This is a genomic window from Anaerotruncus colihominis (genome assembly GCF_010206195.1).
GTDB classification, from domain to species: domain Bacteria; phylum Bacillota; class Clostridia; order Oscillospirales; family Ruminococcaceae; genus Anaerotruncus; species Anaerotruncus colihominis_A.
Genome location: NZ_VIQT01000010.1, coordinates 139,734 through 162,968, shown reverse-complemented (window position 1 = coordinate 162,968; position 23,235 = coordinate 139,734). Strand labels below are relative to the sequence as shown.

General features: G+C 51.1%; 27 protein-coding genes, 1 pseudogene and 1 riboswitch. Of the genes and pseudogenes, 10 read left to right on the top strand and 18 right to left on the bottom strand.

The annotated features are described in order from the left end of the window. Nucleotides 1-347 precede the first annotated feature (347 nt). The 3 genes from FMM72_RS08575 to FMM72_RS08565 all read right to left on the bottom strand — a co-directional run bounded on the left by FMM72_RS08575 (nt 348) and on the right by FMM72_RS08565 (nt 2,726). Nucleotides 348-1,358: a carboxypeptidase-like regulatory domain-containing protein gene (locus tag FMM72_RS08575; RefSeq protein ID WP_162221190.1), complete on the bottom strand. Its 1,011-nt coding sequence runs from the start codon at nt 1,356-1,358 to the stop codon at nt 348-350. 72 nt (nt 1,359-1,430) lie between these two features. Then, nucleotides 1,431-2,426, bottom strand: coding sequence for a trypsin-like serine peptidase (locus FMM72_RS08570; protein WP_162221189.1), 996 nt, complete (start codon nt 2,424-2,426; stop codon nt 1,431-1,433). 108 nt (nt 2,427-2,534) lie between these two features. After that, the gene (locus FMM72_RS08565) at nt 2,535-2,726 is read right to left on the bottom strand and encodes a hypothetical protein (RefSeq protein ID WP_162221188.1); all 192 of its coding nucleotides are present in this window, start codon (nt 2,724-2,726) and stop codon (nt 2,535-2,537) included. Between the two features lie 641 nt (nt 2,727-3,367). Between FMM72_RS08565 and FMM72_RS08560 the strand changes: the two genes are divergently transcribed. The 8 genes from FMM72_RS08560 to FMM72_RS08525 all read left to right on the top strand — a co-directional run bounded on the left by FMM72_RS08560 (nt 3,368) and on the right by FMM72_RS08525 (nt 9,477). Next, the gene (locus tag FMM72_RS08560; protein ID WP_162221187.1) at nt 3,368-3,700 is read left to right on the top strand and encodes a hypothetical protein; all 333 of its coding nucleotides are present in this window, start codon (nt 3,368-3,370) and stop codon (nt 3,698-3,700) included. Nucleotides 3,701-3,728: 28 nt separating this feature from the next. Then, nucleotides 3,729-4,211, top strand: a complete 483-nt coding sequence (locus FMM72_RS08555) for an RNA polymerase sigma factor (RefSeq protein WP_160209282.1) — start codon at nt 3,729-3,731, stop codon at nt 4,209-4,211. Nucleotides 4,212-4,359: 148 nt separating this feature from the next. Beyond that, the gene (locus tag FMM72_RS08550; protein WP_160209281.1) at nt 4,360-4,983 is read left to right on the top strand and encodes an anti-sigma-I factor RsgI family protein; all 624 of its coding nucleotides are present in this window, start codon (nt 4,360-4,362) and stop codon (nt 4,981-4,983) included. Between the two features lie 10 nt (nt 4,984-4,993). Continuing rightward, a riboswitch (cobalamin riboswitch) is annotated at nt 4,994-5,176 on the top strand. A 128-nt stretch (nt 5,177-5,304) separates the two neighbouring features. Continuing rightward, the gene (locus FMM72_RS08545) at nt 5,305-6,051 is read left to right on the top strand and encodes an energy-coupling factor ABC transporter permease (protein WP_160209280.1); all 747 of its coding nucleotides are present in this window, start codon (nt 5,305-5,307) and stop codon (nt 6,049-6,051) included. Nucleotide 6,052: 1 nt separating this feature from the next. Further along, nucleotides 6,053-6,379, top strand: a complete 327-nt coding sequence (locus FMM72_RS08540) for an energy-coupling factor ABC transporter substrate-binding protein (protein WP_160209279.1) — start codon at nt 6,053-6,055, stop codon at nt 6,377-6,379. 2 nt (nt 6,380-6,381) lie between these two features. Continuing rightward, nucleotides 6,382-7,149: a cobalt ECF transporter T component CbiQ gene (gene cbiQ / locus FMM72_RS08535; RefSeq protein ID WP_207710330.1), complete on the top strand. Its 768-nt coding sequence runs from the start codon at nt 6,382-6,384 to the stop codon at nt 7,147-7,149. 134 nt (nt 7,150-7,283) lie between these two features. Then, nucleotides 7,284-8,129, top strand: coding sequence for an energy-coupling factor ABC transporter ATP-binding protein (locus FMM72_RS08530; protein ID WP_160209278.1), 846 nt, complete (start codon nt 7,284-7,286; stop codon nt 8,127-8,129). Between the two features lie 271 nt (nt 8,130-8,400). Next, nucleotides 8,401-9,477, top strand: a complete 1,077-nt coding sequence (locus FMM72_RS08525; protein WP_162221186.1) for an MATE family efflux transporter — start codon at nt 8,401-8,403, stop codon at nt 9,475-9,477. Here FMM72_RS08525 and FMM72_RS17600 read toward each other — a convergent pair. The 15 genes and pseudogenes from FMM72_RS17600 to FMM72_RS08450 form a co-directional block, all read right to left on the bottom strand. Then, nucleotides 9,474-9,761 (bottom strand): prealbumin-like fold domain-containing protein, encoded by a 288-nt coding sequence (locus tag FMM72_RS17600; protein ID WP_431603337.1) that lies wholly within the window; start codon nt 9,759-9,761, stop codon nt 9,474-9,476. The two genes, FMM72_RS08525 and FMM72_RS17600, sit on opposite strands and share 4 nt — an antisense overlap. Nucleotides 9,762-10,090: 329 nt before the next feature. Then, nucleotides 10,091-10,252, bottom strand: a complete 162-nt coding sequence (locus FMM72_RS08515) for a hypothetical protein (RefSeq protein WP_162221185.1) — start codon at nt 10,250-10,252, stop codon at nt 10,091-10,093. Then, nucleotides 10,215-11,417, bottom strand: a complete 1,203-nt coding sequence (dltD, locus tag FMM72_RS08510; RefSeq protein WP_162221184.1) for a D-alanyl-lipoteichoic acid biosynthesis protein DltD — start codon at nt 11,415-11,417, stop codon at nt 10,215-10,217. The genes FMM72_RS08515 and dltD overlap by 38 nt, the downstream gene beginning before the upstream one ends. A gap of 5 nt (nt 11,418-11,422) precedes the next feature. Next, nucleotides 11,423-11,656 carry a D-alanine--poly(phosphoribitol) ligase subunit 2 gene (gene dltC, locus FMM72_RS08505; RefSeq protein WP_162221183.1) on the bottom strand — a complete coding sequence of 78 codons (234 nt, stop codon included), beginning with the start codon at nt 11,654-11,656 and terminating at the stop codon, nt 11,423-11,425. A gap of 15 nt (nt 11,657-11,671) precedes the next feature. Then, a complete protein-coding gene (gene dltB / locus FMM72_RS08500; protein ID WP_162221182.1) occupies nt 11,672-12,799 on the bottom strand; it encodes a D-alanyl-lipoteichoic acid biosynthesis protein DltB in 1,128 nt (375 codons plus the stop codon). Beyond that, nucleotides 12,796-14,304, bottom strand: a complete 1,509-nt coding sequence (locus FMM72_RS08495; protein WP_162221181.1) for an amino acid adenylation domain-containing protein — start codon at nt 14,302-14,304, stop codon at nt 12,796-12,798. The genes dltB and FMM72_RS08495 overlap by 4 nt, the downstream gene beginning before the upstream one ends. 16 nt (nt 14,305-14,320) lie before the next feature. After that, nucleotides 14,321-14,824, bottom strand: a complete 504-nt coding sequence (locus FMM72_RS08490; protein WP_162221180.1) for a hypothetical protein — start codon at nt 14,822-14,824, stop codon at nt 14,321-14,323. 11 nt (nt 14,825-14,835) lie between these two features. Next, nucleotides 14,836-15,972, bottom strand: a complete 1,137-nt coding sequence (locus FMM72_RS08485) for a serine hydrolase (RefSeq protein WP_162221179.1) — start codon at nt 15,970-15,972, stop codon at nt 14,836-14,838. A gap of 19 nt (nt 15,973-15,991) precedes the next feature. Beyond that, complete coding sequence (locus FMM72_RS08480; protein ID WP_257431089.1) at nt 15,992-16,864, bottom strand: transglutaminase domain-containing protein; 873 nt, start codon at nt 16,862-16,864, stop codon at nt 15,992-15,994. Nucleotides 16,865-16,932: 68 nt separating this feature from the next. Beyond that, the gene (locus FMM72_RS08475) at nt 16,933-17,937 is read right to left on the bottom strand and encodes a DUF362 domain-containing protein (RefSeq protein ID WP_162221177.1); all 1,005 of its coding nucleotides are present in this window, start codon (nt 17,935-17,937) and stop codon (nt 16,933-16,935) included. Between the two features lie 17 nt (nt 17,938-17,954). Continuing rightward, on the bottom strand, nt 17,955-18,773 hold the full coding sequence (locus FMM72_RS08470) for a flavodoxin (protein ID WP_162221176.1): 819 nt from the start codon (nt 18,771-18,773) through the stop codon (nt 17,955-17,957). A gap of 28 nt (nt 18,774-18,801) precedes the next feature. Continuing rightward, nucleotides 18,802-19,353: a flavodoxin family protein gene (locus tag FMM72_RS08465; protein WP_162221175.1), complete on the bottom strand. Its 552-nt coding sequence runs from the start codon at nt 19,351-19,353 to the stop codon at nt 18,802-18,804. A 70-nt stretch (nt 19,354-19,423) separates the two neighbouring features. Then, nucleotides 19,424-19,783, bottom strand: a pseudogene (locus FMM72_RS08460) (sugar O-acetyltransferase); the annotation flags it as partial. A gap of 180 nt (nt 19,784-19,963) precedes the next feature. Next, complete coding sequence (locus tag FMM72_RS08455) at nt 19,964-20,134, bottom strand: hypothetical protein (protein WP_162221174.1); 171 nt, start codon at nt 20,132-20,134, stop codon at nt 19,964-19,966. Between the two features lie 73 nt (nt 20,135-20,207). Beyond that, complete coding sequence (locus FMM72_RS08450) at nt 20,208-20,546, bottom strand: hypothetical protein (RefSeq protein ID WP_162221173.1); 339 nt, start codon at nt 20,544-20,546, stop codon at nt 20,208-20,210. A gap of 1,050 nt (nt 20,547-21,596) precedes the next feature. On the opposite strand from FMM72_RS08450, the gene FMM72_RS08445 reads away from it, so the two are divergent. Continuing rightward, entirely contained in the window at nt 21,597-22,118 is a 522-nt protein-coding gene (locus FMM72_RS08445) for a flavodoxin family protein (RefSeq protein WP_162221172.1), read from the top strand. Then, on the top strand, nt 22,115-23,227 hold the full coding sequence (locus FMM72_RS08440; RefSeq protein ID WP_347561270.1) for an aldo/keto reductase: 1,113 nt from the start codon (nt 22,115-22,117) through the stop codon (nt 23,225-23,227). The genes FMM72_RS08445 and FMM72_RS08440 overlap by 4 nt, the downstream gene beginning before the upstream one ends. Nucleotides 23,228-23,235 lie beyond the last annotated feature (8 nt).

Genomic DNA, 23,235 nt, shown 5'->3' with positions numbered 1-23,235 from the left:
AGCAGTTTATGTGAAGCAGCAGGATACCTGAAAAACAGGCAGCGGCCGATGTACGTAGGAGTCCGGCCGAATTGGAGGACTTTTCCGCCGGAGAGCTGCTGCCCTCCGGCGGAGGGGTCTATATAAAGCAGCAGGTCGTCATACGCAGGCTGTTTTGCAGGCTGTCGCCACCCTTATACTGCCGCCGCTGAGTGTTGCTCACATTTGTATACTATGCGCCGCGGCAAAAGTGGCGACTGGTACGGCTTGACCCATGCGGCGCGGTTTTGACGGCTTTTTGCGCGGACAATAAAGAAGCGCGCCCTTCCAACCAAAAGGCGCGCCATAAAGCCTGCGAAAAAATTTTTTCAATCGATTGTATAACCGGATAGAACGAATGTGTATTCATAAGAATGGTCAAAATCGGGAACTTCATAATAAAATTCTCCGATTTTCGTCCCTAAATCAGGGATTTCATATCCGAATTTACCCATTTTAAACTTTTCCATGGATGAAATATCAACAGGTTCTACCCCTTTATATACTTCGCATGTGGATTTAAGTGGAATGGTATTGGTATTCCACACATCTGCGTTCCACCGGATAAGGGTGCCGTTTTGATCTGTAAATCCCCAGTAGTTATAAGCAGGGCCTCCAATAGAGGGGATGGATCCGTCTTCCAGAATAACAGGCTCGTCGGTGACAAACAGCCACAGATCAGGGATCGGATTACCCGCTTCGTCCTTCACAACCAGATTTACATGCGTCGGACGCTCCTCCTCGGGAGGGCTTTCAATCCTGCTTTTTAAGTACAGGTTGAAAACTCCCATGTCATCTCCCGGCAGAAGGATATCAAACTCTTCAGCAATCGCTTGCCCATAATCTGACCGCAGGGTGACGCGCGCCTGATAGGCCCCGCTTTCGAACAGCCCCGGGAGCATAAATATTCCATCGGATTTTGTTTTGGAAAAATTACTCTGAAATACGCTTTCCAGCCCATGGTCCGTATATTGCGACAGGCTGACGTTTGCGTTGATGAGCGGCCGGCCCTTTGGGTCGCGGATTTGAAATGTAATGGGATATTTTTCCTTTTTGCCATTGGAAACGGCCGAAGACGCCGCCGCTATGGCAGAGCCGCCGGAGGAAACGGGTATGGACAACTCCCCCGTAGAAGAATAAAATTTTGCAGCGGAGGATTGCTCTGCTGTGGAAGATACAGATGATGAATGAATAGCAACGGAACCGGACGGATCGCTGGACAGCATTATTTGTCCAGTGGATGACATACCTGCGGGTATATTGCCGCCATAGGCTCCGGAAAATCCACAGCCGTACAATATGGCGGCGGCAGATAATATACAAATCAACCTGCCTTTCATAAGTTCACCACCATGGGCTGGAGCGAAATAAAGTTCTTCCGCTCCAACTTGGATTTTTTATTATATAAAGCATTATTTTGCAAAGCTGATAACAGTTGGAGTTATTTTTGTACCGCTGTTGCTTGTATATTCACCGCTGGAATTTTGAATCTCATATGCATGAATTCCAACGACGGAAGTACCGTTATAAATGGGTGCGCCGCTCTGCCCCGGACCGCCATAAATTTTGTATGTTAATTGCTTTGAGTTGCTTCCGCTCTTTACTGAAACAGAGCCGCTGTCTTTAGTCTGATAGCGATTGTTCCCGGATATATATTCATATCCGCAAAGCGTATAAGTCTTTGAAGAAGACAGGGAAGAATTTAAAGAAAACGTGCCGTGCTTTCCTGGCTTTTCGACCGTTATAATACAATAATCGTCTCCGGCGGGAAAACTGCCGTTTTTCCCCCATGAAGCAGGAACACGATAGGTCATGGAACCTGAACCTGTGCTCACGCAAGTAGAAGCAGCCCCATTTCTGCCTGTAATAACTTTCAATTTGGAAATGGATGCTCCTCCGCCGATAGGTTCCAAATTATGGGCGCAAGTCAATATTTTATTGCTGGCAATCCATACGCCTGTCCCGGTATATTCAAAATTGCTGTTACTGTAGGTTAATCCCAAATACACGATCCCATCATAGGGGGATATGGTAGTATCTTTGACTCGTGTTTTTGTACCAGTAAAATCATAGGCGGGGGTTGGCATATCGGCCTGCAAATCAGCCAGATATTCCATAGGATGCTTTCCTTCTGCGCCAGCCAAGCGGACAATTTGTTCCCAAGGTGATTCTTCATCGGAAAGCGGCTGTATCTGAGGTTCAGGTACATCGATAGAAAATTCGCTCACTTCGCCAGTATCAATGTTTACTTCACGAACATCCATTGAATAAGAATCGGAAAAGGCGCTTTCATCCTCATCATCAGTTCCTAAAACGTCATTGTCGGCAGAATGATCAGCATAAACAGGCATCACAATTAAAGAAATGATTGCCACGAGTGCCATCAATTTGAATAAAAACCCTTTCATTATAATAACCTCATTTTTTACATTATTATACTGAAAAGGATACATTTTGTAAATGAGCTGATTAAACGAATTTTTAACAACTATTTTGTAGATTCCAGATATATCCTGTCAGGGCAGGGCGATACGAAATTTCAAAGGATTGTCCAGCGGCAAAAATCCGCCGTCAAGCCGCGCATACAGTCTGTGGCAGACGGGACACGGACAGACAGGCAGCCGCGTCTGTCCGCAAACACCGGCGACCATGGCGGTACGTCCATCCTGGATGGGCATACCGCCGCAGGCACATGCTTTTAGCAGCATACGCCTTGTGACAATATGCGGCGCATAACCGCTCTCACGATCAAACCAATTGTCAAAGGAACTGATTGCAGCCGCCCCCAAATCATTTTATGATTATTATACCATGTCCGCGAAGCGGCGTGGTATAATTGGCCATCGGGGCGGCAGCGGGCCGCGCCCGCGTATCGCCCTGGCCATAAGGTGTATAATAACCGCGCTGCGGTTATTATACCATGTCCGCGAAGCGGCATGGTATAATTGCCCATCAAAAGGCGGTTGCCGCGTAAGCGGCGAGCCGTTGGGCATAAGCCGGTATAATAACCACGCTGCGGTTATTATACCATGTCCGCGAAGCGGCATGGTATAATTGGCCATCGGGGCGGCAGCGGGCCGCGCCCGCGTATCGCCCTGGCCATAAGGTGTATAATAACCGCTTTGCGGTTATTATAGCACATCAAACAATGGCTGCATAGCGGACATAAAAGTATGAGCTTGCGCCGGCGTTCGAAATGAGGGAATTTATGCGTTGTATCTTGAGTTTGAAAAACGGTGTGCTACTATAGAGAAAATACCAAATAAAAATTTTTCCATTCAATGCAAGGATTTACCTGGCTGCGTCGTATAATAAGTGAATTCCAATTTTGATCAGGAGGTATTTAACCATGAAGAGATTATTGGCTTGCGTGGTGGTGTGCTTTTCCATGCTTGGGTTGACAGTACCAGCCTTTGCGGCTGAAAATACTCCATCTGTTCGGCGCAGCTGCTATTGGCAGACCTGCTATACAAAGTCAAGTGCCGCAAACGCCTGTGTGAACGGCTGCTTTGTTGACGAAGACGGGGACGGCGTCTGCGATTTCGTTGGGGAAGGTTTGGGATGCGGCAGTTTTATAGATGAAGACGGGGACGGCGTCTGTGATTTCGCCGGGGAAGGCTTGGGATGCGGCGGCAGAGCAGCTGTTAGAGGCGGCTGTAGGTGGAGAGGCAGATTCAACTGACAGCGGTCGACAAACAACAGGGGGCCATATGCGCACAGAGCAGGAGACAAGTCGTGCAATAGAATTATATTCAGACATGATTCGCAGGATTTGCCTCCTGCATTTGAAAAATCATGCGGATACTGAGGACGTATTTCAGGAGGTTTTTCTGAAATACGTCCTTTGTGGCGTTGTATTTGAAAGTGTGGAGCATGAAAAAGCATGGCTGATCAGAGTGACAGTGAACGCTTGTAAAGACTTTTTAAAAAGCCTGTTCCATCGCAGGACGGTGCCGCTGGAGGTATTGTCCGAGGAAGCCGCAAGCGTTTCGCCAGAACAATATGAGACGCTGGAAGCGGTGCTGGCATTGCCGGAAAAATATAAGGATGTAATTTATCTGTATTACTATGAAGGGTACAATGTCCGTGAGGTCGCAAGCATTCTAAAGAAAAAAGAGAACACCGTGTACACCCTTCTATCAAGGGGAAGGGAATTGCTCAGGCAGGAGCTTGGAGGTGACGTGGTTGGATAAGCGGATTGGTCAGGCGTTTGCACAAATTCATGCGACAGATCAAATGAGACGGTCCGCTGCCGCTTGCTTTTCACAGTGCAATCAAAAGAAAAAATACCGTTCCAAAGCGGTCAGGCGTCTGACTATTGTATGCGGGCTGTTTCTTTGCTTGGGAATTGGAAACTGGTATGTGTTTACCGCGCCGGTTTCCTATATCAGTGTGGATATCAATCCATCTATCGAGTTGACGTTGAACCAGCTCGACCGCGTAACCGCGGCGGAGGGGAAAAATGCAGATGGGCGCATGCTTTTGATGGACCTTGATTTGACTGGGAAAAATTATTTGGAGGCAGTGGAGCGGTTGGTGGAAAGCGACAGGCTGCAAGCCTACTTGGCTCATGACGCTGCGTTGATGGTTACGGTTGCTTCTCCACGTGCAGATGAACTGCTTTTAGGGTTGGAAAACAGCGTCGTGGCAACACAGTATGGGGGAACATGCAGGAGAACAAACTTGGAGGACGTTTCGGCCGCTCATGCATGTGGGCTTTCTTTAGGAAAATATGAGATGTATTTACGCTTGGCCCAATATGACCAATCAATTACGCCGGAAGCTTGCCATAATATGACCATGCGCCAGATGCGCGACTTGCTTTCGCAGTATGAATCGATCGAGGCCTGTCCTTCGGATATGAAAAATAAAGGGCGTTGTCATAATAAAGGCCACGATCAATATGGGGGATGCAGAAACATGGAAGATAGTAAATTCTGTATTGACAAACCTTTTCCACATTGATATACTTATTCCAGAATTCAATATGCAGGGTGCCTGCTTAACGCAGGAGAATAGGAAAGATGAGTGAAAATCTCACACGGTCACGCCGCTGTAAGGGAAGAATTGCATTTGCTCGCGCCACTGGTAAAACCGGGAAGGCGAAATGCAGTGATGAAGCCCAAGTCAGAAGACCTGCCTTGTATATGTGATTGGCACAGGTTACGAACGATGGCCGTGTGTGGAAGCAGGTTGGCTTACGATAGTCATCCTGTTTTGTTGGCCTGTCAGTGATCTGACAGGCTTTTTACATTATCTGAGAAATGGGAAGGGAGACAAAAAAAGATGAGTCAAAAACAAAGGAAGCTGATTGTATGGGCAAGCGCCTTTGCGCTTGTATTTGGTATCACCCCCGCAGTCAATGCCATGCATATTATGGAGGGGTATTTGCCAGCTGGGTATTGTATTTCATGGGGCGTTTTATGTATCCCATTTCTGATTGCAGGATTTTTGTCCATTCAAAAAACACTGCATGAGCATAGAAATCTTATGACGCTTCTGGCAATGTCGGGCGCTTTCATCTTTGTAATTTCCTCTCTGAAAATCCCATCTGTGACGGGCAGCTGCTCCCATATGACGGGGACAGGTCTTGGCGCGATCCTGTTTGGACCTGTTGCTGTTTCCATTTTGGGGCTGATTGTGTTGCTGTTTCAGGCGATTCTATTGGCGCACGGCGGCTTAACCACAATCGGAGCAAATACATTTTCCATGGCAATTGCCGGCCCGTTTGTTTCTTTTGGAATTTATATGCTTTGCAAAAAATTAAATGTAAACAAAAAGGCCGGAATCTTTCTCGCGGCTACCTTGGGAGATTTATTTACATATTGTGTGACAGCAGGTCAGATGGCTTTGGCCCATCACGCGGACACGACGGCGGGCGCCGCTTTTGGCAAGTTTTTGCTTGTATTCGCGCCGACACAGGTTCCGCTGGCAATTATTGAGGGGATTATCACCGTGCTCATTGTTGTCGGACTTGAAACCTATGCAAAGCCGGAGCTTTGTGCAATTGGATATTTACAGGAGGCGAAATAATATGAAAAAGAAAGTAATCGCAGGAATTCTTGTGATTTTCCTCATGGCGCTGGTTCCGTTGTTTGTATTAAAGGACGCCGAATTTGGCGGCTCTGATGATGCCGGAAGTGTCGTAGTAGAGGAAGTGAACTCCTCTTATGAGCCGTGGGCGACGCCGGTTTTGGAGGCGCTGATCGGCGGGGAGCTTCCGGGAGAGGTCGAAAGCTTATTCTTCTGTATCCAGACGGGGATTGGCGTGGGGATTATCGCTTTTGTAATGGGCCGGTTTGTGGAACGGAAAAAATGGACAAAAAGAGAGCAATCATTCTCTGGTGAAAGGATATTGTGATCATGATCATGGATGAGCTTTGTTATCATTCAAAGCTTAGATATGAAAATGCTGGTGAAAAATTTGCTTTTGCGGTTATTACGCTTTGCATTTGTGTAGCAAGCCGTTCCATTGCAGTGGCATGTATTGTGTTGGCAAGCACAGGGATTCTTACCGTTTTTAAGGGTGGAGTCCCTGTCTCGCGTTATATGAGGTTGCTCACCGTCCCACTGGTATTTCTATTTTTTAGTACGGCTGCGATTATGTTCCATATCAAACAGACACCATTGGATTTGTTTGCATTTCCTGTGGGCAATTGGTATATCACAACCAGCCGGGCTTCGTTTGTATATGCGCTGCAATTGATATTGACAGCTCTTGCGGCCGTTTCATGCCTCTATTTTTTGTCGTTGACAACGCCAATTCCGGATGTTTTGGAGGTGATGCGCAAACTGCATTGCCCGAAACTGATCATCGAATTAATGCTGTTGATTTATCGGTTTATTTTTATTTTGTTAAATACTGCTTCCGCGATTTCGATCTCGCAAAGCTGCCGGTTGGGAAATAAGGATTATAGGACATCAATCAAATCCTTTGGCATGCTGGGTTCTGTTTTAATGATGCGCGCAATGCTCCGTTCCAATCAATTGTATATTGCAATGGAAACCAGATGCTATGATGGAACGATCCGGGTTTTATCCGAAAGTCAACCTCCCAAAAGGCATGTGGTCGCCGCTATCGTCGCATATGATGCAGCTCTGTTGGCATTCACTGTGTGGAGCATCTTTTAGCGTTGGAAATCCAACGCATTCATATTTCATGTTGGCTTTTATGTTTGGATATCTGCCATGACGATGAAATTCTGTGCGCCCACCAGGAGCGCTTTTCTGTTTGTACCGCACAATGCGGTAGGATAGGTGATTTTATGAATACAGACGTTATTTTAAAAGCTGAGAATCTGGATTTTTCATATGACGAGGGAAGGTCTTATGCTTTAAACGGCCTTTCCTTAGAATTGAAACGCGGTCGCAAAATTATTTTTATGGGAGCGAATGGGAGCGGAAAATCTACTTTTTTTCTCTGCTGTGCGGGGGTCTGCAAACCGCAAAAGGGAAAATTGTATTTTAATGGAAAAGAAATTGTCTATGATAAAAAGAGCCTGCTGGAATTAAGGAGCAAGGTCGGAATCGTATTTCAAGATCCTGACAATCAGCTTTTTTCCGCCAGCGTTTACCAGGAAATTTCTTTTGGGATTTTAAATTTGGGGGTATCGGAGGAGCAGGCTAAAAAAGAGGTAGAAACAGTTATCGCAGACTTGGAAATTACACCGTTCCGGCACAAGCCGACACACGCTTTAAGCGGCGGACAGAAAAAACAGGTGTCGATTGCTGATATTCTGGTGATGCATCCAGAAGTCATTTTTTTGGATGAACCTACTGCGGCGCTGGACCCTAAACATACCAATATGGTCAACCAAATTGCAGATAAAATGATAGATAATGGAATAACTGTTGTGATGTCAACACATGATGTCAATTATGCCTATGAGTGGGCGGATGAAATTGTACTTTTTCATGAAGGAAGTGTGCTTTTTCAGGGGATACCCACAGATGTTTTTAGAAATCATTCAGCTTTAAATAAAACAAATCTGAATGTGCCAATCGTCATGGAGCTTTTTGAACGCCTATGCAAAAAGGGTATCCTAGATATATCGCTGCCATATCCAAGGAGTTTGGAAACATTGGAGCGATATATTGAGAATATCCAGTGAGTTTACTAGGGTGATTTGTTGTAAAGGTTATTCTATTTCACACAGCTTGTATGCCCCTTTCCCAATCTTTTTGACGAATCCAGCACTTTCACTTTGATTCAAAATCCTTTGAAGCTGTCTTGCGCTGCAATGTAGGTGAAAAGCCGCTTGCTCTATTCCTTTTTTTCATCAAATATTCTTTCCATGGAATCCTCCGAACAAGACATATGTCTTGTTTTTTGAATTGATTATACGATATAGTTAAAGAAGATTCAAGGGAGGAAAGGTAAATATGCCGTCTGTTTTTGAAGAAAAGAACAGCTCCAAAGCAATTATGCGGGTTGGATTGCCCGCTATGCTGGGACAACTTACCACACTGGTCTATAATCTTGCCGACACATTTTTTGTCTCTTTGACCAAGGAACCGGCCATGATTGCCGCCGTAACACTGTGCGCCCCTATATTGCTTATCATCATGTCGATTGCCTGTGTTTTTGGGATGGGCGGCAGCAGCGTGATTGCCAGATTATTGGGTGAGGAAAAGAAAGAGGAATCCGGCACGATCATGAATTTTTGTGTATATGCCATGGCCATTGCGGGCATTGCTGTTCTGGCCTTGGGACTGACATTTTTGCAGCTATTGGCAAAAATCTCTGGCGCAGACGCAGATAATATTGCCCATACCTGCGATTATCTGAAATGGATTTTCCTCGGCGCTCCATTTATCATGATGGCAAATGGATTTGTTCATTTGTTCCGTTCGGTGGGCATGATTAAGGAAGGCACGATAGGACTGGTACTTGGGAACGCAATCAATATGGTGCTGGATTATGTTTTCATTGCAATCTTTCAATGGGGAACAGCGGGCGCCGCGCTTGCCACATCATTAGGATTTGTGTGTGCGGCGATTTACTACATTTTCTGCATGATTTGTGAAGATCGCAAGGGCAATCAGTTGGTGCCATGGACACCTAAACGTTTTTCGCCGAATGGGGTTATGATTCGCAGTGTAGTCAGTATCGGCATCCCAGGCGCTCTCATTACGGTGCTATTGAGTGTATCCAACATTGTACTAAACAACTATATTGGCATTTATGGGTCTGACGCAGTGGCCTCCTATGGGATTGCATATAAACTTGATATGATTCCCATTTTGCTGTCAGTGGGATTATCCCAACTGGAGTCCGCAGTTGCAGCACCCCTGCAATCCTTGCAATTGCCGCCGCGAGTGCGTCAGAGAAAGATCTGCTGGATTGGGTCAAAGAAAGAATATAACGGAATGCAAGTGGGCCTCCATACCGGAGGCCCACTTTTGCATCTTCAGGATGTTACCAGCTGGTTTTCGGCAAGTCGCCCTTGGGCTTGTTAAAGGTCACGGCGGTCCAGCCATCGGTGTCGTAGACCCACTCGTCGCCATACATTTTCCATGGCGACAAACTGGGAGGATACCTCCCCGATTTCAAATCCAGGAGGCGCCTCCAGTTCCCCAATCACCAGTGTGCCGGCGGCGGGTAGCGGGTCTATGGTGATGGTTCCGTCTGCCTTGGTTGTTTCCTCCCACACCTGGGCGCTAACGCCTGGGTCAGCATAGCGGATTCGGAACTTAGCACCAGCCAGCGCATGACTGTAATCCCCTTTATCATATTTGTAGATGGTGAGGGAACAGGGGACTGGGTAATTGACAAAGGATAGGAACTCTTTCCATTGGTGAATAAAAAGAGCTACCAGCAGTTCATCTTCAAGGCCCTTGATTGGCCATCCGCAATGGAGGCGGATTTTACAAGGTCTTGTGTGAACTACTGGTAGCTGGGTTGCTGGTTACATTCAGCAGAATCGAAGGGCGTCATTTCATATCAATCTGTCTTTTTTATAGGGCGGGAAAATTCATTAAAACCACTATTGGTTCCAATGGCATATTTCAAAAATAAAAGAGTAATTTAGGCTTTGCTTCGCATTCAGAAATAGTACAAGCTTCCTCTATCTTAAAACGCACTGTACACAAAGGTGATCTCCCCCTCGGGGCTGCAGAGCCAAAACGCCAGCAGCCCCAGAGCCGCCAGCAGGTACCAGCCGTACCGGGCGGCGGCATGGGCAAAAATCCATTCCTTAACTGTCGTAATAATAGTCGATAAGCGCCTGATCAACCGCAAGCCACCCCTTCCATCCCAGGTGCATGGTGTCGCACATAAAATATTCCTCGTATTCGTGTCCGGTGAGGTCCAGCGTCCGGACGCCGTATTCCGCCGCAATCTCCCGGACATTTTCGTAATACTCCGCCCGGCGGCCGGCGTCAAAGCCGGTGTAGTCGCTCCATTTCCCGTGCAGCGGCACATGGATAAACAGCGGCTCAATCCCCTTTTCCCGGCAGATAGCAAAGAGGATCCGCAGATCGTCATATTCTTTAGATACTGAATAGCTGAGGGCGTTCTCCCTGTCCTTCTGCCGTTCCAGCCGGGAGCCAATGTAGGTGGTATAATAGTCGTCCAGCATCCAAAAGTCGTTGTTGCCGCTCATGGCTTTGCCCTCTGCGATGGCAGATTCTTCCTCGGCGGCCCAGTCGATGGCAGGCAACTCTGTAGGAGCGGGAAAGTCCTCTCCTATCGCCAGAATACCCCGCACTGAAACCTTGTCCTTTAGGTCGTACAGCCAGCGGCTGAACCCATAGTAGGGGGCAAGAGCTGCATTTCTCATTCCTGAAAAGAGAGTTGGGTCTGTGGTGTGCTTTGCCAGCGCTTCGACTGCCGGATCCACCGGGGCGGCGTCCGGCAGGGCCTTGTACTCCTCCACCAGCTCCGCCACCCGCCGGGAAAGGTAGGTTTTCACCTCGTCTGAGAGGGACTCATCTGCCAGCAGTTCCAGATATTGTTGAGTCGAAAAGTTGGCCATAAACAGGTCGGGGGCGATGCCGTCCTCCACATAGGACTGGGGCGAGGTGATGAGCACCACCTTTTTGTCCCCAAGGGCGTCCCCGGAGGCGGCAATCTGCATGGCATGGATCAACGACTGACAGGAGCCACGGCCGATGAGGTCCACCTGGAAGCCCGCCCGTTTTCCGGCGAAAAAGTTGGCGGGGTGGGTGGGGATCTCCGTCGTCCGCAGTTCGCTGGAGCCGAAGATCAGCAGGGTGTCCTCCTGGGCGGCGGACTGCTCCATAAGATAAGTCCCGGTGATCTTTTCAGTATGGTTGACATTTCCTACGCTGTCCCGCCAGGGTGGTATGGCGCTGATGGCAGCGGCCCCTACGCCCCAAAAGAGGATGGAAATCGCCAGTACCATCGCCACTGCGGGGAAGAAAACCTTCTTTGCCATCTGCCTCATCCCTGCTTCTCCCGAATCAAAGCGGCGATGGCTGCCGGGGTGGCGATACGCTCCCGCGGGAGGGACGCTATATCCAACGAGACGCTGAAGTTTTCCTCCAGCGCCAGCACCAGCTGGATGGCCCCAAAGGAATCCAGCAGGCCTTCCTCGAAAAGCTCCAGCTCCGGCTTGATCTCCTCCGGCTCCACGCCGCAGAGTTCGGCGAGGATCTCCGCAATTTTCTGTTCCATCAGTTCACGCTCCAATCAAAATAATCTGCCCGAAAAGATCAGCAGCCCAAAGGCAAACAGGTGGAAGGTCACCAGGACGCAGACGATCTGCCCCATGCCCTGTTTCTTCCACCGCTTGAAGGGTTTCCAATGCAGATCCAACGCTTCATTTAGGCACATGAGGGCGCTGTGGTAGGCTCCATACGCCAGGTAGCGGGGCGCGAGGCCGTGCCATACCCCCATGGTCATCATAGTAAGAAGATACCCCAGGTAGGAGGCGGTACGCTGGTTGCGAAACCGCTTTTTCTTGAGAGAATCCATCACAAACCGGGTGTAAACATAGTCCCGCAGCCAGGTGGAAAGGGAGATGTGCCATCTGGCCCAGAAATCCTTCATGTCCACACTGAGGAAGGGCTGGTTGAAGTTTTCCGGCACCTGGATACCGAGGATGTACCCCGTCCCGACAGCCATACTGGAGGAACCAGCGAAGTTGAAAAAGAGAAACAGGGTGTAGCCGTACATATAAGAGAGGGTGGGCAGAAAACCTCTATCCGGCAGCGGGGCCAGCCAATATTGCCAGATGAGCTCCCCCAGAACGATGGCGGAAAAGGCCCCGCCCACCAGCTTCCAGACGCCCCGCCGCAGCAGTTCTATGTATTCTTCCGGGGTGATTTCCCACTCCAGGTCAGAGAGGAACCGGCGGCAGCGGTCGATGGGGCCGCTGCTTATCGAGGGGAAGAACAGAAGAAAATAGCTCCACTGGAAGAGGGAGAGGTTTTTCACCGTCCCGTCGTGGAGGTTCAGCAACACCTCCACCGCCCGGAAGGTCATGTAGCTGACCCCCAGTAGCCGGAAAAGGGCAAACGCTGACCAGACCTCCCCCACCTTCACCAAGGCCAGAGGAAGCAGGGCCAGCGGCACCACCAGCCAAAGGGGAATTTTTTCCCACCATCGGCGGTAGAGGAGAAATATCACACCCTCCCACAGATAGAAAGCGATGAGGGCGGGGAGTTGTCCCCCTTCCCCAAAGACCAAGACGAGCATGAGAACGGAGAACACAAAGCTGTAGCCTCTTAGGGATTTTCCCCAAAGTCCCAGCACCACAGCGGGAAGGAGCAGCAGCGCCAGCAGATAGAAAAACAGCAGGCCGGAATAGGGGGTCATGGCGTTCCCTCCAATCGGGCGGCCAGGGCCTTGCGGTCAATTTTTCCGTTGACATTGAGGGGGAAGGCGTCCACCGCCATCAGCTTGCGGGGAATCATGTAGGCGGGCAAAAATTCTGCCGCCTGCCGCTTGAGGGCGATGGCCCGTTTCAAGGGGGCAAGCCCATCCGGCTCCGCCAGCAGCAGGAAAGCCGCCAGATACTGGGCTTTGCCGTCGGCATCCCGTATCGGTACCACCGCCGCCCGCTGCACATTGGGCAGCTTTTGCAGGTTCGCCTCTATGTCCTCCAGCTCAATGCGGTAGCCGTGCAGCTTCAGTTGGTTGTCCGCCCGGCCGCAGTAGTAAAATGATCCCTCTTTTTGATAGCACAGATCGCCGGTGCGGTAGCCCCGCAGGCCAGTCTTTTGGTCGGTGAAGAAGGATTTCTCGGTGAGGTCGGGCCGGCCAAAGTAGCCTGGGCCCACTGTGGGGCCCAGGATCAGCAGTTCGCCGGTCTGGCCGTCCACCGTGACCTCGTTTCCGTCCTGCTCCAGCCGCAGGGTCACGCCGTCGATGGCTTTGCCGATGGGAATGGGGCGGCTGTCCCGGCGCATTTCCTCTGTAATTTCGGCGGTGGTAACTAAAACGGTTGCCTCGGTGGGGCCGTAGGTGTTGAGGATTTTCGCCGTCGGGAACCGCTGGGACAGGGTATCGCAGAGGGTATGGGTCAGCACCTCCCCGCAAAAGAGAAACTGCCGAAGCTGTGGAAGAAGTCCTGCCCCAAAACGCTCCGACTGGACGCACAGCTCCGCAAAGGAGGGGGTAGACACCCAAAGGGTCAGCTTGGATTTTTCCAGGGCGGCGAAGCACTCCTGCAAATTGGCAACCATAGCGTGGTCTACGGTAAAAAGGGTCATCCCCTGGCTGATGCCAGCGTAGACCGCACAGCCGGAAACATCGAAGGAGTAGGACACCTGATGGAGCACAACACTGCCTTCCGGGTAAAATGGCAGCAGCCCCCGGCAGAAGGCATCCAGGTTCCTGGCGGTGATGGGCACCCCTTTGGGGCGGCCGGTGCTGCCGGAGGTAAAAAGGATATAGGCGGGGGCGTTTCCCGGTATATAGTTTTCAGAAGAAATTTCCTCTGGTGTGGAAAAGATGGCTTCCAGGTCTGCCAAAGCCAGCACCTTTGCCCCGCAGTCCAGTTTTCTACCAGTGAAGTCCACCACTGCTTTTGGGTTCACATCCGCCATGATCTGGGCGGCCCGGTCATCCGGTACCACGCTGTCGATGGGGACATAGGCCCGCCCGGCCTTCAGCGCGCCGAAAATGCAGGGCAGAAGGCCGGTTTCCTTGTCCCCGCAGAGCACCACCGGGGAGCGGTCATCCCCGAAGGTATCCAGCAGCCAGGCGGCAAAGGCGTCGGAACGGGCGTCCAATTCCCGGTAGGAAAGCTTATCCTCCCGGCACACCAAAGCAATCCGGTCGCTTTTGGCGTAGTGTTTCAGTCGTTCCAGTACAATCATAGATGCCATCCCTCCCTTACACCGGGTCTACGGTGAGAAAAACGGCGGTGACGGTGTCCCCTTCCAGCTCAAAGCAGAGGGAGGGGGAGCCGATCTCCTCTGAGGCCCGGTAAATGAGGATGTATTCATCCTGCTCTGTCGGGTCGCCATAGGCAGCCAACACATCCGCCTTTGTTGCGCCGGGGGAAATTCCTTTGGAGGTGGAGGTCTCCGGGCTTTCCGAATAGATCTCCGCCAACAAGTCCCCCTCTGTCAGAGGGTTGGTGTAGAAGGTGGCGGCTTCGTAGGTGTAGGTTTTGTCCAGCCCGTCGTAATCGCAGGATCTTCCCTCGGCGTATTGGTAGCCATCCCCCAGAACTTCCATCACCGTTTCGATGTTATCCCGGGTGTGATATTCCTTTCCGGCGACGGTGAGGGCCAGGTCGCTTTCGGAAAATCCGGCGGCTACCGTTCCCCTGCAGCCCGAAAAGGCCAGCAGCATCGCAATAGAACAAAAGAGCAGCAAGAAACTTTTCCGCATAAGAACTCCTTTCAGGCCCCGCAGGCGGGCAGGATATAATCGGTGAAGTAGGCGCGGGAGGCGTAGCTGTTCTGGGGGCCTTCGCTGGCGATGGCTGTCACCAGATTCAGCTCGGGGACAACAAGAATATACTGCCCCCAGGCTCCAAATGCGTAATAGCAGTCATATCCGCCAAACTGCCGCACCCACCATTGATAGCCATATTGGCCGGTGCTGTCCCCAGGTCCGGCATTCTGTACCGAGGTGGATTCCGTCACCCAATCGGCGGGAATCAGCTGCTCCCCATTCCAAACGCCGCCCTCTAAAAAGAGCTGGCCGAACCTTGCGGCGTCCCGCGCGGTCATGACGATGCCGTTGCCACCATCGGCCACTCCTTGGGGGTCGGTCCCCCAGACGACGCTCTCCATCCCCAGCGGATCAAAGAGCTTTTCTTTGGCATAGTCCATGAGAGGCCGGCCAGTGGCGTTTTCCAGCGCCGCCGCCAGCAGATGGGTATTTCCAGTGCTGTAATTGAATACCGCCCCCGGCTCATAGACCAGATTCCGGCCGAGGATATAGTCCACCCAGTTTTCGGCTGAACGGAATTCATTCCAGTTGCTGTAACTGCCGCCCCATTCATACCACTCCAGGCCGGAGGTCTGGGTGAGCAGATGGCGCAGAGTAAGGGCGTGCTTGCGGATGTCCTCCTGTTCCAGCACCTGGGGCAGATATTTGGAGAGAGGATCGTCGAGGCTGTCGATATAGCCTTCCTCCATAGCGATACCAAACAATGCGCTGGTAACTGATTTGGAGGCGGAATGAAAAGCATATCTGCTGGTTTCATCATAGCCAGCCTGGTAATACTCGTCGATAATCACGCCGTCCTTTGCCGTCACCACCGCATAGACCGGTGCGTTGATGAGTGCTGTGTGCATCTGCTCCAACACCGCAGGATCTACGCCGTGGTTTTCCGGGGCGTCAAGCTGCCAGCTGTTGTCGATCTCCGGCGCTGGCTCCGGTTCCGATTCAGGAATGGGCTCCGGTTCGCTGGGCGTTATAGCCGATGATGGCTGCGGTTGTGGTATCGTTGAAGCGGTTTCCTCCTCCGTCGAAGAACAGGCGGCCAGCAAAAGGCTTCCCACCAGCAGCAGAACAAACAACTTTTTCACGGAAATCCTCCTTTATAGATCATCCTTCATCCGCCGGGCCATAGCCCTCCAGACCAAAGACCGGCGGAATGGTATTCAGCGTCATCTCCGGCAGTGGGCCGTTTTCAGCCTCCCAGGCGGCCAGCTCCCCATCCGCCTCCCTTTGTAGGGCGTCCAGATCTGGCGCAGAAGTTTCCTCAATGGTCAGCCGTTCCGGTGTAGGATAGTCCTGGGGCGCAGCGGGAAATAAGAAATTTTCCGCCAGTTCCCGGTTTTTTTCCTCGGTCAGCAGGCGGGCATCAATGAGGTTTTGTCCCCACCGATGGGAACCGGAGAGGGTGGCATCACCCCGGAGAAAGTATTTGTACCGTACCGAGCCACGGCGGGAGATGTTGTCCTCCAGCTGGCAGTCCAGGTGATACCAGGTCCCGTCGATTTGCACCATCGTCCAGGCGTGGTCTACTAGGTTGCCCTCCGCCGAAAAGGTGAGGCCGGGGACATATTCGGCCGAAAGCCCCATTCCGCGCAAAAGCAAAGTGAGGGCGGCGGCGTAGTCCTCGCACATCCCCACCCCGAAGCGCAGGGGACTTATCGCCCGCTGTTCCACAAAGGGGATTGGCTCTTCACCGCCGCCGTGTATCCGCCACAGCTCCGCGCCAATGGGTTCCCCCATGGACACATGGGTGATCATGTAGTCGAAGGCGGCTTTGGTTTTCTCATACTCGCTCATGGCGGGGGTAGTGATCTCCTCCACAATATCGGAAACCAATTTTTCCAGATAGGGGGGGAGGGTATCCGATGGATGCTCCTTTTCAGCAACTGCCAAACTTTCATCTGTAAAAATCTCATTTTTAGAAGCAGCTTCAGATGAAATCGTTGGCGGTGACATAGAGACGGTATTTTCCTGATTCACCGGCAAATGGGCACATCCGGCCAGAAGAAATGCTGTAAAAAGAAAACAAAATAAGCCTTTCCTCATGTTCATGATCTGGCTGCTGGTTCATCGCCAGTAAAGGGGACCACATCCTTGACAGCCTCCTGCAAGGAAATCACCGTATCCTCATGATCGATGTCGATAAGCTGGTAGCGGTCGTTCCCCATACCAAGTTCCTTCATATAGGTCATCTGCCGCAGGCCGTGACGGCTTTCCATCCGCTCAACCAGTGCCTTGCGGTCGTTTTCTTTCAGCGCATAAACCAGATCCACCGACGCCTGATCGACCGCAAGAATATCATGGGAAGCCAAAATGCCAATGTTTGGCGTCACAACGGGTATCGCGGCGGTCCCCTCGCAATCACAGGAAACCGACATATTCCGCAGCACATTGACAAAGGTAATATGCTCCCCGAAATAGTCCACCACCGCCTTGGCCGATTCGGTCATGCGCTCCATAAATTCTTCCTTTTGAATGTCCCACATATCTTCTGAGCCGGGGGTGGTATGAATCATGGCCTTCCCGATCCTCCCATCTGCACAGCCGATGCCGATGTTTTTGCCTGACCCGCCAAAGCCGCCTACCTGATGGCCCTTAAAATGGGTCAGTACCAGCAAGGAATCATAGTTCTGGATATTTTTCCCCATGGACATTTCGGTGAACCATTTTCCCCCTTTTACAGGAAGAAAAACCGTTCCGTCCTCGTCGATAATATCCACCGGGCAGAAGGTCCAGCCGTTTACCTCCAATGTTTTCCGGTGCTGCTCGGTGGTGTAACGGTCCCCCGCATAGTAAGTGTTTGTTTCGAGGATAGCGGCCCCTGGGAGAGTGGTATCGACCAGCTCCTTTACCCAAGGCCGGGGGATAATGTTGGGGCCGTGCTGCTCTCCAGTGTGCAGCTTGATCCCTACCTTCCCAGAGAGTCTTCCTCCAACACGGTCATAGATTTTCCGCAAACTCTCAGCGGACAGATCTCTGGTAAAATAGACCACCGATTCCGCCCCAGAACGCTCCTGATAGGGGATGTAGGTTGCGCGGTTTTTCTCTGCCATTTCAAAAACCTCCTGTTTTATCGGTTGGGCAGCATGGTATCCAGCCAGGCCGTAATTTCTTCTTTCGATGTGCTGCCGGCAAACCGTGTTCCGTCCCTCCAGTTTGTTGTATCAGAACACAGCTTGTACAAATTGCTGGCGCTGGAGCCCACCCCGCTGCTGTGGGAGGTGCAGAAGGGGATAATCGTTTTCCCCGAAAAATCATAGCTTTCCAAAAAGGTGCTGATGATCCGGGGAGCCTGCCCATGCCAGATGGGGTACCCCAGCAGAATGGTGTCGTACTGCTCCATATTTTCTACACCGCCAGAAATACCGGGGCGTGCGGATGGGTCGTCCTGCTCCTGGTCGGCTCTGCCACCGGTGTAATAGGCCAGGTCAGCATCGGTGTAGGGCTCCGCCGCGATGATTTCATACAGTCCGGCATCCAAAATTTCCGCGGCATACTCCGCCAGAAGTTCTGTCGTTCCGGTTGCCGAAAAATAAACGACTAAAATTTTCTGATCCACCTTTTCTTCTTCCTGTTCTTCGGGCTCTGCTGTGGAAGTTTCCGTGCCGCCAATAGCTTCCGATCCCTCGGAAGGAGTCTGGGGCACTTCGGGGATGGCGCTGGACGATGGTTCCTCTGTGCCGGGGGAGGGCTCGGCGCTGTTTGATGAAACTGCCACCTGGCTTTGGGAAGAACTCTCTGAAACCGCACTCTGGCTTTGCGATAGGGAAACGCTTTCCGGGGCAGAGCTTTGCGGCAGGGAGGAGCTTCCCGAAGATGTGGAAGTTCCACAGGCCGCCAGGATGACAGCCATTACAACTGACAACAGAAAAACGATGATCCTCTTCATTTTGCTCCCTGCCCTTCCGCCATACAATTTAAGAGATAGGCCATATTTTCCCAAGGTTTGTCATGGTTTCCATCCCTTCGCCATCCTCTGCGACTTCCCCCGGCATCCGGCCATAGGCCATCGCCCAGTAGGATGAGCCGACCACAAACATCTCTTGCAGGAGGAAAAAGTGGTTCATGGCGTCGATGGCGTTGAGGGCGCCGCCCCGGCGGGCCGCTGCCACCGCCGCTCCGGCCTTATGCCGGAACATCCCCCGGTTCATATCCGATACCACCGCCGCCCGCTCCAGAAACGCCTGCATATTGGCGGAGATGTTGGCGGAATAGACCGGCGAACCGAGAATAATTCCATCTGCGGCCTTCATCTTCTCAAAAACTTCCCGGAAGATGTCCTTTTGATGGACGCAGTTCCCCTTGCCGCCGCAGGCCCAGCAAGCCTTACAGGGCTGGATGACCTCGCCGGAAAGCTGGATCAGCTCGGTTTCGATGCCCGCTTTCTCCAGTTCTTCAAACGCCTTTTTTATCATGATGGCGGTATTGCTGTCTTTTCTAGCGCTGCCGTTGATCCCTAAAACCTTCATTTTCTTGTTCTCCCTTCTCTTAATACCAGTCGTGCTTTTCGCCGCGATCCAGTGCGTTGATGCGGTTCATTTCCGGATGTAGGTCGTGGTTGATGGTAGCCAGCACCACATTAGGCCCGATCAGCGTCCCGTCCCCGATCTCAATTCCTCCCTGATCCTGGAAGTGGCAGCCGGAATTGATCAAGACATCCTTGCCGATTCGGATGTTTTTCCCAAAGTCGGTATAGAAGAGCGGGAACAGCCGGAAGGAATCATCCACAGGCCGGCCTGTCAGCCGCCCCATGATTTCCCGAAGCTCTTCCGGGGTGTGATATTGGCAGTTCAGCTCCATTCCGATACGAATTGTTTCCTGAAACAGCTCATTTGCGTATGCGTCCCGTTCTGGGTCTTCCTTTGCGCCTTCCCGAAATCCGCTAATCACTTCTTCTATTGTTATGGATCATTTCTTCCTTTCTTCTTAGCAGTCGCTCTGCTGCCTATAAGGCTTTTTTGCTCTTTTATCATAAACGAAACGGATTAAAGTATCAAATACATATATAATATAGATATTGATACCTAAAAGGTATCAGTACGGACACTTGATGAATCGGCTTTACAGGCATATCTTCCCTTAATAAGAACCTTTCAGCAGAAACGGCATTACCGTCAACAGCAAATAAGAACCCAGCCGGAACCACTTGATACAGCCAGGAATCTCCTGGCGCATCTTTTTGGACAGCGCCCCGGTAATCACTGTCAACAGCAGCACAGGGCTGGCCATGCTCGCCAGGCTGAACGCCACACCCGTGGCCCCGGCCAGGTAAAGGAATAGCCAATCATCAGCAGAAGCGGCGCGCAGGGAGTGAAACCATAGGTCAGTCCAGCGCACAGCATGGGCAGGACGCCTGCTTTGCCCTCTTGCTTTCCACAGTCGTGGCAGTCACAGCAGGAATTATGCTCTTTTTTAGCTCCAGCAGCCAGCGTACCGTCAGAACGGCGCCGATGCCGCTCATGGCAAACTGCGCGGTCAGCCGGAGATTGAAGCTGCCAATGTACCCATCCTGGCTGATAAACTGCCTGCTTACCACTGCGGCCGTCATACACAGAAAAGTAGCGCTGATGAGTTTCCCCACAAAAAAACTGAGAAAGGATAATACGCCTTTTTTCACCCCATTGGAGTAGGATACCACAACGGATGCGAAGCTGTTCCACATCCTGCTGATTGTAGTCGGTTTCCAGCCGGAATACCGGAACAGCCATCCCGATAAAACCTCTTTGCAAGTTCAAAGACGGTACTGTAAAAAGGCAATAGAAAGCACTGAGCAGATTCAGCATATTGCGGAGGTTCTGGACAAACCGGAATTGCTCGACAAGTATGCGACGGAAAATCTATTCAGCGGGTTCTATGGCCACTTTGGATTTGATCCAACACCGTTTATAGCAACAACAGAATCCCCTATTTGCAAGAACTGCGTCCGATTCCAGAAAGGAGTCTGTAGCGCTTATTGGTCCTTTATTGAAGAAACTGAACCGGCCTGCGACCTTTTTGAAGAAAGGCCGTACAAATGATGTATCGGGAGGAATCAGCCATGATGATAAGTGAAATTCAAAGCCCTTTTCACTGAAAGAAAATGATTGCCTATGCAAACGATGGCTGTACCTCTGTCACAAAGCAGATGATGTTACAACAGATTTTCGGCTATCTTTAATACGGCGTGAATATCCCCTTAAAGGTGCAGGGCTGGATCAACGGAAAGCTGATACATGTATATGTCCAAAACAGCCATGCTGAGAGTATTCGCCATGCAGGGAAAGTTTCCAAAACTATTTGGGGGTATCTGAGCCAGCTCTTTGAGGTTGCTCGCCAGGAGCAAGGCGCGCCTGGTGAGGAGGACAGGGCTGCTTCATAATTTCCTATCGAAAGCGCAAAGTTGATGACTTAAGGAAGATATGGTGTCCGCCTTATATTGACAAAGCAAGAGGTAAAAACTCAATCTGAAAACTAAAAAGTGGCTGGGAAGCTATCCCGGCCACTTTTCAGTCTTCTTTACCTTGGGCGGAACAAGAGACCGCGCCACACTCCTACCTGAAATACAGGTCTATTGTAGCACAGGGATGAGGGAGTGTGCACTTGCACTTTTCAAGGAAGTCCGGGAGTATATATTGATTATGCTTTCCGGTTATATCAATCCATTGAGGATAGGTATTTGACCTACCACACTACCAGGTGATAAAATTAAGAAAACACATCAAGAGGGTTTCCTATGAAAATATTGGTACTGAGTGGCAGCCCCCGCCCAAGCGGCAATACCGCAGCTATGGTGGCTGCTTTTTCCGATGGAGCCAGAGAAGCAGGCCACGATGTGACCGTAGTGGAGGTCTGCAAAAAGAAGATCGCCGGCTGTCTGGCCTGCGAATACTGCCACACAAAGGGTGAAGGCCGGTGCATCCAGCAGGACGATATGCAGGAGATTTATCCAGTTTTGAAAGAAGCGAAGATGATTGTGCTGGCTTCTCCCGTCTACTACCACAGCTTTACAGGACAGCTGCAGTGCGCCATCAACCGTATCTATGCACTGGATAAGCCCAAAAATCTGAAAAAAGCGGCACTGATCCTCAGCTCCGGCAGCAACCATGTCTACTGCGGCGCTTTTTATGAGTACCAGAGTTCCTTCCTGAACTATCTCCACTTAGAGGACATGGGGATATTCACCGCCTATGGCAAGGAAAACAAATCGGAGGAGCTTCTTTCCCAGCTGCGGGAAGCCGGGCGAAAGCTGAAATGATCGGGGGAAATAAGATGGAATACAGAACCTTGCCTCATGGAGGGGAAAAAATCAGCACGATAGGCTTAGGGGCAGGTAGCTTGCCGGAAGATGTGGAGCAGTCTACAAAAATTTTAGATACTGCCATCCAAAGCGGCATCAATTTCTTTGACATGGCGCCGTCCATTCAGGCGCCCTTCTATGCCTATGCCCAGGCTTTTGCCGGGCGCAGGGACAAGATACTCACGCAGATGCACTTCGGCGCGGTGTATGCGGGCGGGAAATACGGCTGGACCAGAGAACTGGAGGAAATCAAAGAGCAGTTCGCCTGGAATTTGCGGACAGTAGGCACCGACTATACCGATTTTGGCTTTATCCACTGTACTGATGACCAGGAGGATCTGGATAAGGTATTAGCTCCCGGCGGGCTGTGGGATTATATGAAGTTTCTGAAGGCGGAGGGGAAAGTCCGGCACCTGGGCTTTTCCTCCCATGATCCCGGCATCGCCCGACAGCTCCTGGATACCGGGCTTATCAACCTGTTTATGTTCAGTATCAATCCGGCCTATGATTACCAGAAGGGTGAATATGGCAAAGGAGAAGTAGCGGAGCGCGCCCGGCTTTACTGGGACTGTGAAAAAGAAGGGGTGGGCATCTCGGTGATGAAGCCCTTTGCAGGCGGACAGCTGCTGGATGAAAAAACCTCTTTATTTAAGCGCACCCTGATCCATACCCAGTGTATCCAGTATGCCCTGGACCGTCCCGCTGTGATGACGGTTCTGCCGGGTGTCCGCAGCTTGGAGGATCTGCATACGGTTTTGCGCTATGTGGCCGCCACCCGGGAAGAACGGGATTACTCCATCATTGGGGAATTTACCCTGGCTACTGCGGAAGGGGTCTGTGTCTACTGCAACCACTGCCAGCCCTGTTCTATGGGGCTGAATGTGGGCCTTATCAATAAATATTACGATTTAGCACTGGCCGGAGACGAGATGGCAAAGGGACACTATGACAAGCTGCCCCTCCATGCCGGTGATTGCGTAAAATGCGGACACTGTGAAAGCCGTTGTCCCTTCCATGTAAAACAGGAAAGCCGTATGGTTGAGATCGCAGAGTATTTTTCAAAATAAATATTGTC

Coding starts and splice junctions, on each gene's coding strand:
- FMM72_RS08565 (WP_162221188.1), bottom strand. CDS start 2,726: ATGCTGCTAAAAGCATGTGCCTGCGGCGGTATGCCCATCCAGGATGGA.
- FMM72_RS08465 (WP_162221175.1), bottom strand. CDS start 19,353: ATGAAGGTTTTAGGGATCAACGGCAGCGCTAGAAAAGACAGCAATACC.
- FMM72_RS08545 (WP_160209280.1), top strand. CDS start 5,305: ATGAGTCAAAAACAAAGGAAGCTGATTGTATGGGCAAGCGCCTTTGCG.
- FMM72_RS08445 (WP_162221172.1), top strand. CDS start 21,597: ATGAAAATATTGGTACTGAGTGGCAGCCCCCGCCCAAGCGGCAATACC.
- dltD (WP_162221184.1), bottom strand. CDS start 11,417: ATGGCAAAGAAGGTTTTCTTCCCCGCAGTGGCGATGGTACTGGCGATT.
- FMM72_RS08570 (WP_162221189.1), bottom strand. CDS start 2,426: ATGAAAGGGTTTTTATTCAAATTGATGGCACTCGTGGCAATCATTTCT.
- FMM72_RS08490 (WP_162221180.1), bottom strand. CDS start 14,824: ATGCGGAAAAGTTTCTTGCTGCTCTTTTGTTCTATTGCGATGCTGCTG.
- FMM72_RS08555 (WP_160209282.1), top strand. CDS start 3,729: ATGCGCACAGAGCAGGAGACAAGTCGTGCAATAGAATTATATTCAGAC.
- cbiQ (WP_207710330.1), top strand. CDS start 6,382: ATGATCATGGATGAGCTTTGTTATCATTCAAAGCTTAGATATGAAAAT.
- FMM72_RS08470 (WP_162221176.1), bottom strand. CDS start 18,773: ATGAAGAGGATCATCGTTTTTCTGTTGTCAGTTGTAATGGCTGTCATC.
- dltB (WP_162221182.1), bottom strand. CDS start 12,799: ATGACCCCCTATTCCGGCCTGCTGTTTTTCTATCTGCTGGCGCTGCTG.
- FMM72_RS08495 (WP_162221181.1), bottom strand. CDS start 14,304: ATGATTGTACTGGAACGACTGAAACACTACGCCAAAAGCGACCGGATT.
- FMM72_RS08475 (WP_162221177.1), bottom strand. CDS start 17,937: ATGGCAGAGAAAAACCGCGCAACCTACATCCCCTATCAGGAGCGTTCT.
- FMM72_RS08450 (WP_162221173.1), bottom strand. CDS start 20,546: ATGTGGAACAGCTTCGCATCCGTTGTGGTATCCTACTCCAATGGGGTG.
- FMM72_RS08575 (WP_162221190.1), bottom strand. CDS start 1,358: ATGAAAGGCAGGTTGATTTGTATATTATCTGCCGCCGCCATATTGTAC.
- FMM72_RS08560 (WP_162221187.1), top strand. CDS start 3,368: ATGAAGAGATTATTGGCTTGCGTGGTGGTGTGCTTTTCCATGCTTGGG.
- FMM72_RS08540 (WP_160209279.1), top strand. CDS start 6,053: ATGAAAAAGAAAGTAATCGCAGGAATTCTTGTGATTTTCCTCATGGCG.
- FMM72_RS08525 (WP_162221186.1), top strand. CDS start 8,401: ATGCCGTCTGTTTTTGAAGAAAAGAACAGCTCCAAAGCAATTATGCGG.
- FMM72_RS08530 (WP_160209278.1), top strand. CDS start 7,284: ATGAATACAGACGTTATTTTAAAAGCTGAGAATCTGGATTTTTCATAT.
- dltC (WP_162221183.1), bottom strand. CDS start 11,656: ATGGAACAGAAAATTGCGGAGATCCTCGCCGAACTCTGCGGCGTGGAG.
- FMM72_RS08440 (WP_347561270.1), top strand. CDS start 22,115: ATGATCGGGGGAAATAAGATGGAATACAGAACCTTGCCTCATGGAGGG.